This is a genomic window from Photorhabdus bodei (genome assembly GCF_003287735.1).
Classification (GTDB): Bacteria; Pseudomonadota; Gammaproteobacteria; order Enterobacterales; family Enterobacteriaceae; genus Photorhabdus; species Photorhabdus kayaii.
Genome location: NZ_NSCM01000002.1, coordinates 217,111 through 232,449 on the forward strand (window position 1 = coordinate 217,111; position 15,339 = coordinate 232,449).

Sequence of the window (15,339 nt, forward strand, 5' to 3'; positions counted from 1 at the left end):
AATTAACGGTGAGTATTTTTGTGGGGTTAGTAGCAAAAAAATGGCTCCTAAAAAGAGCCATTCTGCTGATATTAAACAATGTTGTTTATTCAAAGAATTGCGGTTTAGCCATTGGTGAAGTAGCCGCATTAGTGGCTGAATGGCCTCCAGCTCCCCCTTTCCCTTCAAAATGAGAAAAAGGTCGTTGCCATTCTCTGATAACAATAGGTTTTTCAATCATCTCAGGGGCTGGTGCTTTGGTCATCGGCGCGTAAGAATGATGAACTTTGGCTATAATAGCAACAGGTTGTTTAACCATTTCATCTTTACTCTCTTCAATAATCATCACTGCTGCAATTTCTTTAGAAACAACGATGTCATCTTCTGCTTCAGATTGCTGCTCAAATTTAGGAATAGTTGGTGTTATTGCGACCAGTTCAATAACTGACCGTTCTTCCTGTGCTGATTCAGTTTGCTGTAGAACAATGTCATTTTGTTCTGTAATGCCTGTTTCAGATTTGATTCCGTTTTGGTGAGTTTCTAGCGTCTCTGCTACCTTCGGAGATTCAATGATGGTTTGTTCAGATTCTGCAACAATGATGATTGCGGGTACTATTTCTGTTGCTATTGCCGACAATACCTCATTTTGCTGTTCTTGCTGTTCGATCATGGAAATTTCCTCAGGCATTTCCATGGAAATCGGAACCACCGGATAGCGAACCCAAACTTTACCGGAAGCCATTTCTGGTGATGCAACAGCCATGGATAATGGTACCGGTGATTGAAGTAGATTTCTTTCATCGCGGTAACGGCGGCGGCGCTGACCACTAACGCGCAAATGACGAGGTGAGCGACGAGAGCGGCGTGGCATAACATTATCTTGTTGCTCTTTATTTTCAGTCAATTGTTGCGGCTGAGCTGTTTCTACCGGTATTTCAACAGGTACTGGTAATTGCCCTTCTGTAACAACAGGTACGGGCAGCGAGGCGGCAGTTGTAACTTCTTTCACTTCATCTATGATGCGAATTTTTTGCTCAAGCTGACGACGTTGGCGACGTGGTATAACCGGTAGACGTTCTTCAACCTCATTTTCAACGACTTCTGGCTTCTGGGTTTCAAGTTGCCGCTGGCGTTTTTCTTCCTGACGACGGCGTTGACGTTCTGCACGTTGCTCGCGACGTTGCTGCTGTTGGGTTTCGGTTTCACGAGCAGCAGTATCTATCGTCACATTGTTATCTTGAGTGCCATTTTTCTGTTGAGTATTACGATTTTTCCGTTGTTCGTCACGATCACGGTTATTACGTTGTTCATCACGCAGATTATTATCATCACGATCTTTACGTGAATTTTGGCGGCGTTGATTGCGTCGTTCAGAAGAGCGACGGTTATCATGACCAGATAATTTATTCTCTTTTTTCTGTGCCGGTTTTTCTTCTTCTGCTTCTGTACTGAACATTTTTTTCAAAGCAGCCAAGAAGCGGCTTAAGAGACCAGGTTGTTCCGCTATAGTCTGAGCAGTGTGGTTTGGCTTTTTCTCTTTTGTTTTATGTGATGGTTGCTGTGCTGGCGTATCGGCTGGCAAAGCAAAAGCAGAAATAGCGGGCTGCTCAGGACGCTTACGTTCAGGTTGGACATCTTCTTGAGGATTTATCGTTCCTGCTTCATAAAATTGAGGAAGCAGATAGCTCAGGGCAGAAATTTCCTCACCCTTACGCACGCGTAGAACAGAGAAGTGAGGAGTCTGCATTTGATCGTTAGGCACGATAACTACGCCAACATCTCCCTGACGGCGTTCAATTGCACTGACTGCCTGGCGCTTTTCGTTTAGTAGATATGAGGCGATTTGTACTGGAACAATAGCATGGACTTGATGCGTGTTCTCTTTCAGTGCCTCTTCTTCAATCAGACGCAAAATGGATAGCGATAGGGATTCATTATCACGAATAGTTCCTGTGCCGCTACAGCGTGGGCAAACGTGGTGGCTGGATTCACCTAGTGATGGGCTCAGGCGCTGACGGGACATTTCCAGTAGACCAAAACGGGAAATACGGCCAATTTGAATACGAGCACGATCCTGGCGAACAGCATCACGTAGGCGGTTTTCCACTTCACGTTGATGACGTACTGGTGTCATATCGATAAAATCGATAACAATCAAACCACCAAGGTCACGCAGGCGTAATTGACGGGCAATTTCATCCGCTGCTTCAAGGTTGGTATTAAAAGCCGTCTCTTCGATATCTCCTCCGCGTGTTGCACGGGAAGAGTTAATATCGATCGCAGTTAATGCTTCTGTGGTATCGATAACCACAGCACCGCCTGATGGCAGACGAACTTCACGCTGAAATGCAGATTCAATCTGTGATTCAATTTGATAATGGCTGAACAGGGGAACCTCACCACTATACAGCTTAATTTTACTGGTGAAATCCGGGCGGCCAAGTGCGGTGATATGTTGCCGTGCCAGATCGAGAACCTTGGGATTGTCGATTAGGATTTCACCGATGTCTGGGCGCAAATAGTCGCGGAAAGCACGGACGATAACATTACTTTCTTGATGGATTAAGAAGGGAGCGGAGCGGTTTTCGGCGGCTTTTTTGATCGCTTCCCAGTGTTTAAGGCGGAATGATAAATCCCACTGTAGTGCTTCTGCGGACTTACCGACACCCGCGGTGCGGACGATCAGTCCCATTCCTTCTGGCACTTCTAACGATGCCAAGGCTTCTTTCAGTTCTGTGCGGTCATCTCCTTCGATACGGCGGGAAATACCGCCCGCACGAGGGTTATTAGGCATTAGTACCAGATAACTGCCCGCCAGACTGATAAAAGTGGTTAAGGCGGCCCCTTTATTACCACGTTCTTCTTTATCGACTTGAACGATAACTTCCTGGCCCTCCCTTAAAACATCTTTGATATTAGGGCGACCATGAGGATGGTAGTTATTGGGAAAATATTCGCGGGCTATTTCTTTAATAGGAAGGAAACCATGCCGTTCAGCGCCGTAGTCAACAAAAGCAGCTTCCAGACTAGGTTCAATTCGGGTGATTTTACCTTTGTAGATATTTGCTTTTTTTTGCTCGTGTCCTGGGCTTTCGATATCCAAATCATAAAGGCGTTGCCCGTCAACCAGAGCAACACGCAACTCTTCTTGCTGAGTTGCGTTGATTAGCATTCTTTTCATTGTAACTTACTCATTATTTTTTACATTAGTTATAGAGCTACGGGCAAATATAGATGAGCGACTGGTAACCGATGGTCTCGTGTCTTTTACAAATCCGCCAACCTCCCGGTTGTCGTTTGTATAGAGACGCATATTTTCGGCAGGTCTGAATTTTCACTTAGAAAACAGTACCCTTTTCTAGGAATAATCTGCAAATATAAATGAAGCTGATTTGATCCAATTCCAGTAATCTGCTACCCGTAGCCCGCTAATTATTTGATTTCCCAGTACGTCTTACGCCATTGCTGCGTTTTTGTGCAATCAAATGAAGAACAAACGTTTAACTTCGCCATTCAGGTTTAAAAAACTGATGATGGCTACGTATTATTCCATTGCTGTTGGGGTGATAGCAAGGTGACTTTATGTCTTTAAGCGGTTTTTCTGATGAAATAGGAAGAAATAGTTAATATTTAATCTTTATCTTAAAGTAGGGAAGGTAACAACCGGAAAGTATGCGTGATTTTTACACATATTTAAAAATGAGTAGCACTCTGCTTGAGTGATAATTAAAATTGCTATCATGAAAACGAATAATCAAGTTGTACAATTTGTCACTATTGATGACGATGAAGCTGGACAGCGAGTTGATAATTTTTTATTAGCGCGTTTGAAGGGTGTTCCTAAGAGCATGATTTACCGGATTGTGCGTAAGGGGGAAGTGCGGGTAAATAAAGGCAGGATAAAACCTGAGTATAAATTGTCCGCGGGGGATGTTGTCAGAATTCCACCGGTCCGGGTTGCAGAACGGCAAGAAGCGCCAGTTTCAGCTAAACTGGATAAAGTCGCTGCATTAGACGATTGTATCTTATACGAAGATGACTATATTCTGGTGCTCAATAAACCTTCTGGTACGGCCGTTCATGGCGGTAGTGGTTTAAGTTTTGGTGTTATTGAAGGATTACGGGTTTTGCGTCCGGAAGCAAAATTCCTCGAATTAGTGCATCGTTTAGATCGTGATACCTCTGGAATTTTGTTAATTGCTAAAAAACGCTCAGCTTTACGGGCCTTGCATGAGCAATTACGCCTTAAACAGATGCAGAAAGATTATCTGGCTTTAGTACGAGGACAATGGCAATCACATTGTAAGGTTGTTCAGGCTCCATTGCTGAAAAACATCCTGCAAAGTGGTGAGCGGATTGTTAAAGTAAACAGTGAAGGTAAGCTTTCTGAAACGCGTTTTAAAGTAGAAGAGCGTTTTGCCAATGCAACGTTAGTGAAAGCCAGTCCGGTAACGGGTCGGACTCATCAAATCCGTGTTCATACTCAATATGCTGGGCATCCGATCGCTTTTGATGATCGCTATGGGGATAGAGTTTTTGATTCGCAACTGTCAGCTACGGGTCTTAACCGCCTATTCTTGCATGCCGGTGCGATAAAATTTACTCATCCCTCGACGGGGGAGACATTATGTCTTGAAGCACCGATGGATGAGCAATTGCGCTATTGTATAAAAACGCTACGTCAGAATCACAGCAATTAACCTATCGCCGTCAGTGGGTTTACCCCCTGGCGGATTAATAATTCAGTCAATGTAATTAATGGTAAACCTATCAGCGTATTCGGATCTTTCCCTTCAAGTCGTTCAAATAAAGTGATTCCTAACCCTTCGCTTTTAAAGCTTCCGGCACAATTAAGGGGGGTTTCCGCAGTTAAATAAGCCCAGATTTCATCATCAGCCAGCTCTCTAAAATAGACATTGAATAATTCACAACGGGTATCGGTTATTCCTGTTTTGCTGTTAAAGAGAGAAATGCCGGTATAAAAGGTGACGCAATGACCACTGGCTTGCCGTAATTGTTTAAATGCATTTTCAAGACTGTGGGGCTTGCCGGTGATTTCGCCGTTAATAACACAAACTTGATCAGAACCAATAATCAAATGCTGAGAATATTTTGTTTGTAATGCCTGTGCCTTGGCTTGCGCCAAACGCATAACGAGCTGCTCTGCATTTTCATTCATTCGAGGTGTTTCATCAGTATTAGGAGCTGCGCATATAAAGGGTAAACGAAGTTTTTCCAGTAACATGCGGCGATAAGCTGATGTGGAAGCTAAAATGATTTGTGTCATAATTTTTCCAAAAGACATGGCGAAATAATTGCAGGCATTTTAAACTAGGCACAGCTTAATAAGCGAATATTTGGCGGAAAGGTGCAGATGTGTGGCCTTTTTCTTTGACTATACCTCATTACAAAGATAATATGCGCGCCTTATGCAAAAGGTAAAATTACCCCTGACCATTGATGCGCTTCGCGCAGCTCAGAAACGATTAGACTACGCAGGTAGTTATTCACCTGAGCAAGTTTTGCGTATCGCGGAATCTGTGGTTAGCGTGGACAATGATGTAGACAGCGTTTTATCGTTTCAGATAGATAACCAACGTCTGGCGGTTGTGCGTGGGCATTCCGATGTGGATGTTACGCTTGAATGTCAGCGTTGTGGCGGTAATTTCAGCCATCACGTTCACATAACATATTGTTTTAGCCCGGTCGTCAATGATGAACAGGCTGAAGCATTACCGGAAGAGTATGAGCCAATTGACGTTAACGAATTTGGCGAAATAGATTTGCTGGCAATGATTGAAGATGAAATAATTCTTTCTCTGCCGGTAGTTCCGGTACATGATTCTGAACACTGTGAAGTGTCCGAAGCGGACATGGTGTTTGGTGAATTACCTCTAGAGGCTGAAAAACCAAACCCATTTGCCGTATTAGCCAGCTTAAAGAAAAGTACTTAAGGAGTAAGGTCAATGGCCGTACAACAGAATAAACCAACTCGTTCTAAACGTGGTATGCGTCGTTCTCATGATGCACTGACCGCACCATTACTATCTGTAGATAAAACTTCTGGTGAAACTCACCTGCGTCACCATGTGACTGCTGATGGCTACTACCGTGGCCGCAAAGTCATCAACAAATAATCTCCGCCAGTCATTAGCAAGTTGATACCTTGACTAATCTGACTTTAGCGTTAGATGCCATGAGCGGGGACTTTGGTCCTCGCGTTACGGTGCCTGCTGCATTGCAGGCACTGGCGTCTAACCCTAGACTTAAATTATTGCTGGTCGGAATCCCCGATATCATTTCTCCGATGCTTGTAAATAGTGATGCTGAGTTGCTCAGTCGTTTACACGTGGTTCCGGCTGAACGGGTTGTGGCTAATGATGCGAAACCGTCGCAAGCGATTCGTAACAGCCGAGGAACGTCAATGCGTATTGCCCTGGATTTAGTGAAATCAGGTGAAGCGCAGGCGTGTATCAGTGCAGGAAACACCGGAGTATTGATGGGGTTATCTAAATTGATGCTAAAATCGATAGAAGGCATTGAAAGACCTGCTTTGATGACCGTGTTGCCAAACCTGAAACAGCGGCAAACTGTCGTATTGGATTTAGGTGCCAATGTTAATTGCGATAGCCGCATGCTGGTGCAATTCGCCATTATGGGTTCAGTAATGGCCGAGGAAGTCGTGGGGGTGGTTAATCCCGCGGTAGCATTGCTTAACATTGGTACGGAAGAGAGTAAAGGGCTGGATAATATCCGCGAAGCCGCCACTATTTTAAAGCGCATTCCAACGATAAATTACATTGGTTATCTGGAAGGTGACGAATTACTGACAGGTAAGAGCGATGTATTGGTATGTGACGGCTTCGCAGGTAACGTGACGTTAAAAACGATGGAAGGGGCGATCAGAGTTATCTTATCCCTGCTTAAATCATCGGATGGACAAAAGAAAAAATTTTCCTGGTTGTTGAGAATAGTCAAGAAGTGGCTGCAAAAACGGATGACAAAACGCTTCGGTCACCTGAACCCTGACCAGTATAATGGCGCATGTCTGTTAGGATTATATGGAATTGTAATCAAAAGCCATGGGGCGGCTAATGAGCATGCGTTTAAAGCCGCAATCGAACAGGCTGTTCAGGCCGTTGAAAGGCAGGTTCCTGATAGAATTGCTGCACGCCTGGAAACAGCATTACCCAAGAGTGACTGAACATACATGTATACAAAAATTTTAGGTACAGGTAGTTATCTACCTGCGCAAGTGCGTACTAATGCTGATTTAGAAAAAATGGTGGATACTTCTGATGAGTGGATTATTACCCGTACAGGTGTCCGCGAACGTCGTATTGCTACTGATGATGAAACTGTTGCGGTTATGGGGTTCCGGGCTGCAAAGAAAGCAATTGAAATGTCTGGCATTGATAAAGAGCAGATTGATTTAATCATTGTTGCAACAGCTTCATCCACCCATGCTTTCCCCAGTTCTGCGTGCCAAATTCAGCACATGTTGGGTACCCAAAATTCAGCGGCTTTTGATATTTCTGCTGCTTGTTCTGGTTTTGTTTATGCACTGAGTATTGCTGATAAGTTTATTAAAACCGGTGCGGCAAAACATGCATTGGTTATTGGTTCTGATTCTATTACCAGAACACTTGATCCAGAAGATCGCGGAACACTTGTCCTGTTTGGCGATGGTGCAGGTGCTATGGTGGTAGGGGCTTCTAATGAGCCAGGAATTCTTTCAACTCACCTTCATGCGAATGGTAGCTATGGTGAATTGTTGGTATTGCCTTATCAGGAGCGTCAGAATCTAAAAGAACCAGCGTATGCTAGTATGATCGGTAATGAAGTATTTAAGATTGCAGTCCGTGAATTGGCTAACATAGTTGATGAGACTTTAGAAGCAAATAACTTACCATATAGTGAGTTGGATTGGCTGGTACCTCATCAGGCTAATTTGCGTATTATCGCAGCGACAGCTAAAAAATTAAATATGACAATGGATAAAGTAGTAGTAACGCTGGATCGTTATGGTAATACTTCTGCGGCATCGGTACCCACAGCATTTGATGAAGCAGTACGTGATGGCCGGATTAAGCGCGGTCAGTTAATCTTAATTGAGGCTTTTGGTGGTGGCCTTACTTGGGGTTCAGCACTGATACGTTTTTAATTTGACAGGAAGATGAACATGTCTATGTCTGAATTTGCAATGGTATTTCCTGGTCAGGGTTCACAAGACCTTGGTATGTTGGCCGATTTGGCTACAGCGTTCCCGGTTGTCGAGCAAACTTTCGCTGAAGCGTCTGATGTGCTGGGATATGATCTCTGGGCTCTGGTTCAACAGGGGCCAGAAGAAGAACTGAATAAAACATGGCAAACTCAACCCGCGTTGTTGGCCGCATCGGTTGCTATCTGGCGGGTTTGGCAGGAAAAAGGTGGAAAAGCACCATCACTGATGGCTGGACATAGTCTTGGTGAATATTCTGCACTGGTTTGTGCAGGTGTCATTGATTTCAAACAAGCAATTAGACTTGTTGAACTGCGTGGCAAATTGATGCAAGAAGCTGTACCTGAAGGTACTGGTGCAATGTATGTTATTATTGGTTTAGATAATGAATCCATTGATCGTGCCTGTAAAGAAGTCGCTCAGGGGCAAATTGTTTCTCCTGTTAACTTTAACTCACCTGGCCAGGTTGTTATTGCGGGTGAGAAAGAGGCGGTAGAGCGTGCTGGTGATGCATGTAAAGCCGCAGGTGCGAAACGTGCGCTGCCTTTGGCAGTCAGTGTACCGTCGCATTGTGCACTGATGAAACCCGCCGCAGATAAGCTGGCAGTTGTTTTGGAAGGAATTGAATTTAGCCATCCTCAGTTCCCGGTGGTAAATAATGTTGATGTGAAAATAGAACAATCTGCTGAAGCTATCCGTGATGCATTGGTACGACAACTCTATAATCCTGTCCGTTGGAGAGAAGCAGTTGAATTTATTGCTGGACAGGGTGTTGGACAGCTATTAGAAATAGGGCCAGGTAGAGTTTTGACAGGTTTAACTAAACGAATTGTCAATACCTTAAGCGCAGCAGCAGTTAATGACACAGCTACACTAATAACTGCATTGGAAAATAATTGAGGGTAATATGAGATTAGATGGAAAGATTGCATTAGTAACAGGTGCTAGCCGTGGGATCGGCCGTGCAACTGCTGAGCTATTAGCAGAGCGCGGAGCCTATGTCATTGGTACAGCAACAAGCGATAAAGGCGCTGAAGTCATCAGTACTTACCTTGGTGAAAAAGGTAAAGGTTTTGTACTGGATGTCACTGATCCGGAATCGATTGAACAGCTTATGTCTGCCATCCGAACAGAGTGTGGCGGGCTTGACATTTTAGTGAACAATGCGGGTATCACCGGTGATAATCTGGTGATGCGTATAAAGGATGATGAGTGGCAGCATATTATTGACACTAATCTTTCATCCGTTTTCCGTATGTCAAAAGCGGCGATGCGCTTTATGATAAAAAAACGTTACGGTCGTATCATCTCTGTTGGTTCTGTTGTTGGATCGATGGGGAATGTTGGGCAGGCAAGCTATGCAGCGGCGAAAGCAGGGCTTGTTGGTTTCAGCAAGACATTGGCTCGGGAAGTGATTTCCCGTGGTATTACTGTTAACGTTGTTGCGCCAGGGCTGATTGAAACTGATATGCTAAAAGCATTGCCAGAAGAGCAGTTGGCGAACTTTTCGAATGATATCCCCGCTAAGCGGCTTGGGGATGCAAAAGAAATTGCTAGTGCTGTGGCTTTCTTCGCTTCTGATGAAGCGGCTTACATCACAGGCGAAACATTACATGTCAATGGCGGCATGTATATGAACTAAAAAATGAGCGAACCAGTTGCATTTTTTGTGTCAAATAACGCAAAATAGAGCAAGTTTGTGGTTCGACCAGCCGGGATTGGGTTGCATCTTTTCCTGTATTTTATAAACTACGAAAACCATCGCGAAAGCGAATTTTGATAGGAAATTTAATAGCATGAGCACTATTGAAGAACGCGTTAAAAAAATCATCGTTGAACAACTTGGTGTTAAAGAGGAAGAAGTTATTAATTCAGCTTCTTTTGTAGATGACTTGGGCGCTGATTCTCTTGACACAGTTGAACTGGTAATGGCTCTGGAAGAAGAGTTCGATATCGAAATTCCAGATGAAGAAGCAGAAAAGATCACTACAGTTCAGGCAGCTATTGATTACGTCCAGAACCAAAGCGAATAAGTGAACACACCTAGGCGGTCATTCGACCGCCTATGTTTCTGCCCTAAATAATTTCCCTCCTTGGAGGATAAGCGTGTCTAAGCGTCGAGTAGTTGTGACCGGACTAGGCATGTTATCTCCTGTCGGTAATACAGCTGAATCTTCTTGGAAAGCTGTTTGTGCCGGACAGAGTGGTATCAGCCTTATTGACCATTTTGACACCAGTCACCATGCAACTAAGTTTGCTGGTCTGGTTAAAGATTTTAATCATGAAGATTTCAATATTTCGCGCAAGGATGCACGAAAAATGGATGATTTCATTCAATATGGTATTGCAGCAGGTGTGCAAGCCATTGAAGATTCTGGAATTGAAGTAACAGAAGCCAATGCTAGTCGTTTTGGTGCTGCTATTGGTTCTGGTATTGGTGGTTTGGGTCTGATTGAAGAAAATCACGGGGCGTTGGTGGCGAGTGGTCCTCGTAAGATCAGCCCGTTCTTCGTACCTTCTACGATCGTAAATATGGTAGCAGGTCATCTGAGTATTATTTACGGTTTGCGTGGCCCAAGTATTTCTATCGCCACGGCATGTACGTCAGGTGTACATAATATTGGTCATGCTGCCCGTATTATTGCTTATAATGATGCTGACATTATGCTGGCCGGTGGTGCAGAAAAAGCCAGTACTCCTCTGGGGGTTGGTGGTTTTGGTGCTGCCCGTGCTTTATCTACCCGTAACGATAATCCACAAGGTGCAAGTCGTCCGTGGGATAAAGGCCGTGATGGTTTTGTTCTGGGGGATGGTGCAGGTATCTTGGTACTGGAAGAGTATGGGCATGCGAAGAGGCGTGGTGCGAAAATTTACGCAGAAATCGTTGGCTTTGGCATGAGCAGCGATGCTTATCATATGACGTCACCACCAGAAAATGGTGCAGGTGCTGCGTTGGCGATGGAAAATGCTCTGAAAGATGCCGGTATCACTACCAAGCAAGTGGGATATATTAATGCTCACGGTACTTCAACATCTGCTGGCGACTTAGCGGAAGCCCATGCGGTTGAGTCCGTGTTTGGTGAAGGCACTGATGTTTTAGTGAGTTCCACCAAATCAATGACGGGTCATTTATTGGGTGCTGCGGGGGCGGTTGAATCTATTTTCACTATCCTGGCATTACGTGATCAAGTTGTTCCGCCGACTATCAACCTGGAAAATCAGGATGAGAACTGCCGTCTGGATTTCGTGCCAAATGAGTCCCGTAAGGTAGAGGGGATGGAATATGCATTGTGTAATTCTTTCGGTTTCGGTGGCACTAACGGCTCACTGATTTTTCGTAAGATTAAACCTGATTAACAGGTAGCGCCTGATATTACAGAAAAATACGGTTGAGTTCCGCTCAGTATGATTTTGTAAATACTTTAAGGCGATAGTATAGAGAGCTCCAATAGTTAATAATTATTGGAGCTTTTTTTGTGGCAAGAATCATGGACATTTTGCACTCGTATCAGCGATATACTATGATACCGTTTGTTGATAAATTGCATTGAAATGCCTTTTTTGAATAATTAAGAATAAAATTATATGTATTGGATTAATGGAGAGCAGTGCGACTATTTACCGGTCAATGATCGTTCAGTTCAATTCGGTGATGGTTGCTTCACAACAGCAAGAATAGAACAGGGGCAGGCCGCTTTGTTGTCACTACATATCCAAAGATTACAAAAAGGCGTTGAAAGGTTATATCTTCCACAACCCGATTGGCAACAGCTTGAAAGTCATATAAGACAGATTGTCTCCACGACTGAACAAGGTGTACTTAAAGTTATTATTTCCCGTGGAACCGGAGGGCGTGGCTATAGTGCTCAGGGGTTTACGCAATCTAATCAGATCTTGTCTCTGAGTCCTTATCCCGATAAGTATTTGAAACAGCGTCAGGAAGGTTTATCTATGGTGCTCAGTCCGGTACCGATGGGAATAAACCCCTATCTTGCCGGAATTAAACACCTTAATCGATTAGAACAGATATTGATTAAAACATTTATCGAAAAATCAAATGCTGATGAAGCTCTGGTACTTGATACTGATGGTTTTCTGGTTGAATGTTGTACTGCAAACATTTTCTGGCGTAAAGGAAAAGATGTGTATACTCCTGATTTACGAGGTTGTGGTATCGAAGGTGTGATGCGGGAAAGAATAATCGCGTTATTATCGGAAAGCGATTATCACTTTTCTTGTGTAAGCTGTTATCCCGAAACATTGGCTGATGCAGATGAAGTGATAGTTTGTAATTCTTTAATGCCAGTGATATCTGTCAAAAAAATTCAAGCTCATGAAAATCAACCCGGATGGAAATATCAGTCAAGGGAACTATATGAATATTTGCTTCCTGAATGTCTGAAGTTGTAATTCACGACGTATTTAAGTGAACCGTGTGTTTAAGTGAACAATGTGTTTAAGTGATTAGATTAATTGATGAAATGGAAAAAACGCCTTTTTGCCCTATTGGCTTTGATTGTCATTACGGCAGCGATATTACTCTATGCTGGCTATGAAAAAGTTGAAAAATTTGCGGATCAAACACTAACAATTAAACAGGATCGAATATTTACCCTACCAGCAGGTATTGGTCGTCATGGTTTGGAAGCGTTACTGGTTCGGGATAACCTGATTGAAGATAGTCATATTTTCCCTTGGTTATTAAGGTTGGAGCCAAAACTTGCCGAGTTCAAGGCGGGAACTTACCCATTAACGCGAGAAATGACTTTACGGGAAATGTTGCAATTATTCTCTAGTGGTAAAGAAGCGCAATTTACGGTCCGTTTTGTTGAAGGTAGCCGTTTATCTGACTGGTGGAAAATACTACAGCAATCTGAATATCTTAAACATGAATTGGATAATAAAGATGCTCAGGAATTGGCTGAAATACTCGATATTAAAGATACAGATACTCTGGAAGGGTGGCTTTATCCTGATACCTATCACTATACGGCAGGCACAAGCGATGTAACATTGCTGAAACGAGCATATCGACAGATGAAAATGACGCTGGAAGAGGAATGGGAAGGTCGCGACAAAAATCTGCCCTATAATAATGCTTATGAAATGTTGATTATGGCGTCGATTATTGAAAAAGAGACCGGTGTTGAGGCTGAGCGGACAAAAGTTGCTTCTGTGTTTATTAATCGTTTACGGTTGAATATGCGACTTCAAACTGATCCGACAGTGATTTATGGTTTAGGTGAAAAATATACAGGCACTATTTTTCGTAAAGATTTAACGACATTGACGCCCTACAATACTTATATGATTAATGGTCTGCCCCCTACACCGATTGCAATGCCTGGCCTTGCTTCTATAAAAGCGGCTGCACACCCGGCAAAAACCGAATTTCTCTATTTTGTGGCGAATGGCGAAGGTGGTCATACTTTTACAACTAATCTGGCTGCGCATAACAAGGCGGTAAATATTTACCGTCAGAGGTTAAAACAGGACAAATGAACGGCAAATTTATTGTTATTGAAGGGCTGGAAGGTGCAGGAAAAACGTCAGCGATGAAAACAGTCGTTGAAATATTGCAGCAGCACGGTATTCAGAATTTAATTTTTACCCGTGAACCGGGTGGAACACCTCTGGCAGAAAAATTACGTGGGTTAATTAAACAAGGTGTTGAAGGTGAACCTCTGACGGATAAAGCAGAGGTGTTAATGTTATATGCAGCCAGAGTTCAATTAGTCGAAAATGTGATTAAACCTGCTTTGGCCCGTGGCACATGGGTTGTGGGTGATCGTCATGACCTCTCTTCCCAGGCATATCAAGGGGGAGGACGTGGTATTGATAAAAACTTGATGACTTCGCTACGTGATACTGTGCTGGGTGATTTTCGTCCTGACCTGACTATTTATCTCGATCTTCCTCCTCAAATTGGTTTACTGCGTGCCCGCGAGCGTGGAGAGTTAGACCGAATTGAAAAAGAGTCGATAGATTTTTTTGATCGCACGCGCAGTCGTTACCTGGAGTTTGCAGCACAGGATAAGCGTATTGTGACCGTTGATGCGGCTCAACCAATAGAGCAAGTACAAGCCGATATTTGCCAGGTGTTTGGGCAATGGCTGAAGCGGCGGGAAAATGGCTAAATGAATTGGTATCCGTGGCTTAATCAGGCATATCGTCAGTTGGTGGAATCTCATCAGCAAGGACGAGGCCATCATGCTTTATTGGTTCATGCTAATGCAGGTACTGGGGCCGATGTGTTGATCTATGGATTAAGCCGATGGTTAATGTGTCGGAATAGACAGGGGATAAAAAGTTGTGGAAAGTGTCATAGTTGTCACCTGATGATGGCAGAAACTCATCCTGATTGGCATATTATGTCACCGGAGAAGGGTAAAACCAGTGTTGGTGTGGAAGCGGTACGGCAAATTACGGAAAAGCTCTATAGCCGTTCTCAGCAAGGTGGGGTAAAAATTGTCTGGTTACCTTTGACCGAATGTCTGACAGATGCTGCTGCCAATGCATTATTGAAAACGTTGGAAGAGCCGCCGGAACATACCTATTTTCTTCTGAAATGTCGGCAGCCGTCCAGTCTTTTGGCTACTTTACGCAGCCGCTGTTTTTACTATTTTCTGCCGGTACCCGAGACGGAAAGTAGCCTTTATTGGTTGCAAAAACAGTTGCCTTTAATTTCTTCGGTCGATGCAATGACAGCCTTGAAACTGTCTCAGGGAGCACCTGTAGCCGCAGAACAATTGTTGCAACCGGAGCAATGGCAGATACGGGAACAGTTTTGCCAGGCTGTTAAACAGGCTTTGGATAAACGTGATGCTTTGTCACTTTTACCCCAACTGAATCATGAAAATGCGCCGCAACGCCTTCATTGGCTTATCAGTTTGTTATTTGATGCGGTGAAGTGGCAACAGCAGTTACAGCGTTATTGTATCAATCAGGATCAACAAACGCTGATTTATCAATTGAGTTCCATGCATACTATGGCTGTTTTACTGCAAAGCGTTGATGATTGGATGTCTTGTCGTCATCAGTTGCTTTCAGTCGTGGGCGTAAATTGGGAATTGTTACTGGCAGAACAGTTGCTCAATTGGGAAAAACAGTTTACTTCATAACCCTGAAATCTTTTTGTA

15 protein-coding genes are annotated in these 15,339 nt (G+C 43.7%); 13 read left to right on the plus strand and 2 right to left on the minus strand.

The features are described 5' to 3' along the window. Positions 1-85 precede the first annotated feature (85 nt). The gene (rne, locus tag CKY02_RS02925) at positions 86-3,160 is read right to left on the minus strand and encodes a ribonuclease E (protein ID WP_112894161.1); all 3,075 of its coding nucleotides are present in this window, start codon (positions 3,158-3,160) and stop codon (positions 86-88) included. A gap of 559 nt (positions 3,161-3,719) precedes the next feature. Here rne and rluC point away from each other — a divergent pair. Continuing rightward, positions 3,720-4,679: a 23S rRNA pseudouridine(955/2504/2580) synthase RluC gene (rluC, locus tag CKY02_RS02930; RefSeq protein WP_112894226.1), complete on the plus strand. Its 960-nt coding sequence runs from the start codon at positions 3,720-3,722 to the stop codon at positions 4,677-4,679. Here the strand turns inward: rluC and CKY02_RS02935 are convergent. After that, positions 4,676-5,266: a Maf family protein gene (locus tag CKY02_RS02935; protein WP_112894162.1), complete on the minus strand. Its 591-nt coding sequence runs from the start codon at positions 5,264-5,266 to the stop codon at positions 4,676-4,678. The genes rluC and CKY02_RS02935 overlap by 4 nt on opposite strands. Positions 5,267-5,408: 142 nt before the next feature. On the opposite strand from CKY02_RS02935, the gene yceD reads away from it, so the two are divergent. The 12 genes from yceD to holB all read left to right on the plus strand — a co-directional run bounded on the left by yceD (position 5,409) and on the right by holB (position 15,321). Next, the gene (gene yceD / locus CKY02_RS02940) at positions 5,409-5,933 is read left to right on the plus strand and encodes a 23S rRNA accumulation protein YceD (RefSeq protein WP_036782159.1); all 525 of its coding nucleotides are present in this window, start codon (positions 5,409-5,411) and stop codon (positions 5,931-5,933) included. Positions 5,934-5,945: 12 nt separating this feature from the next. Next, entirely contained in the window at positions 5,946-6,116 is a 171-nt protein-coding gene (gene rpmF / locus CKY02_RS02945) for a 50S ribosomal protein L32 (RefSeq protein ID WP_011147057.1), read from the plus strand. A gap of 29 nt (positions 6,117-6,145) precedes the next feature. After that, positions 6,146-7,183, plus strand: a complete 1,038-nt coding sequence (plsX, locus tag CKY02_RS02950) for a phosphate acyltransferase PlsX (protein WP_112894163.1) — start codon at positions 6,146-6,148, stop codon at positions 7,181-7,183. Positions 7,184-7,189: 6 nt separating this feature from the next. Continuing rightward, on the plus strand, positions 7,190-8,143 hold the full coding sequence (locus CKY02_RS02955; protein ID WP_112878494.1) for a beta-ketoacyl-ACP synthase III: 954 nt from the start codon (positions 7,190-7,192) through the stop codon (positions 8,141-8,143). A 24-nt stretch (positions 8,144-8,167) separates the two neighbouring features. Then, the gene (gene fabD / locus CKY02_RS02960; RefSeq protein ID WP_112894227.1) at positions 8,168-9,100 is read left to right on the plus strand and encodes an ACP S-malonyltransferase; all 933 of its coding nucleotides are present in this window, start codon (positions 8,168-8,170) and stop codon (positions 9,098-9,100) included. A 7-nt stretch (positions 9,101-9,107) separates the two neighbouring features. Next, complete coding sequence (gene fabG / locus CKY02_RS02965; protein ID WP_112894164.1) at positions 9,108-9,842, plus strand: 3-oxoacyl-ACP reductase FabG; 735 nt, start codon at positions 9,108-9,110, stop codon at positions 9,840-9,842. Positions 9,843-9,996: 154 nt separating this feature from the next. Continuing rightward, positions 9,997-10,233: an acyl carrier protein gene (gene acpP / locus CKY02_RS02970; protein WP_112894165.1), complete on the plus strand. Its 237-nt coding sequence runs from the start codon at positions 9,997-9,999 to the stop codon at positions 10,231-10,233. Positions 10,234-10,306: 73 nt separating this feature from the next. Next, positions 10,307-11,557, plus strand: a complete 1,251-nt coding sequence (gene fabF, locus CKY02_RS02975) for a beta-ketoacyl-ACP synthase II (RefSeq protein WP_112878492.1) — start codon at positions 10,307-10,309, stop codon at positions 11,555-11,557. A gap of 228 nt (positions 11,558-11,785) precedes the next feature. Next, entirely contained in the window at positions 11,786-12,610 is an 825-nt protein-coding gene (gene pabC, locus CKY02_RS02980) for an aminodeoxychorismate lyase (protein ID WP_112894166.1), read from the plus strand. A gap of 66 nt (positions 12,611-12,676) precedes the next feature. Then, positions 12,677-13,702, plus strand: coding sequence for an endolytic transglycosylase MltG (mltG, locus tag CKY02_RS02985; RefSeq protein ID WP_112894167.1), 1,026 nt, complete (start codon positions 12,677-12,679; stop codon positions 13,700-13,702). Further along, positions 13,699-14,337, plus strand: a complete 639-nt coding sequence (gene tmk / locus CKY02_RS02990; RefSeq protein WP_112894168.1) for a dTMP kinase — start codon at positions 13,699-13,701, stop codon at positions 14,335-14,337. Before mltG ends, tmk begins: the two co-directional genes overlap by 4 nt. Further along, on the plus strand, positions 14,338-15,321 hold the full coding sequence (gene holB, locus CKY02_RS02995; RefSeq protein ID WP_112894169.1) for a DNA polymerase III subunit delta': 984 nt from the start codon (positions 14,338-14,340) through the stop codon (positions 15,319-15,321). The last annotated feature ends 18 nt before the right edge of the window (positions 15,322-15,339 follow it).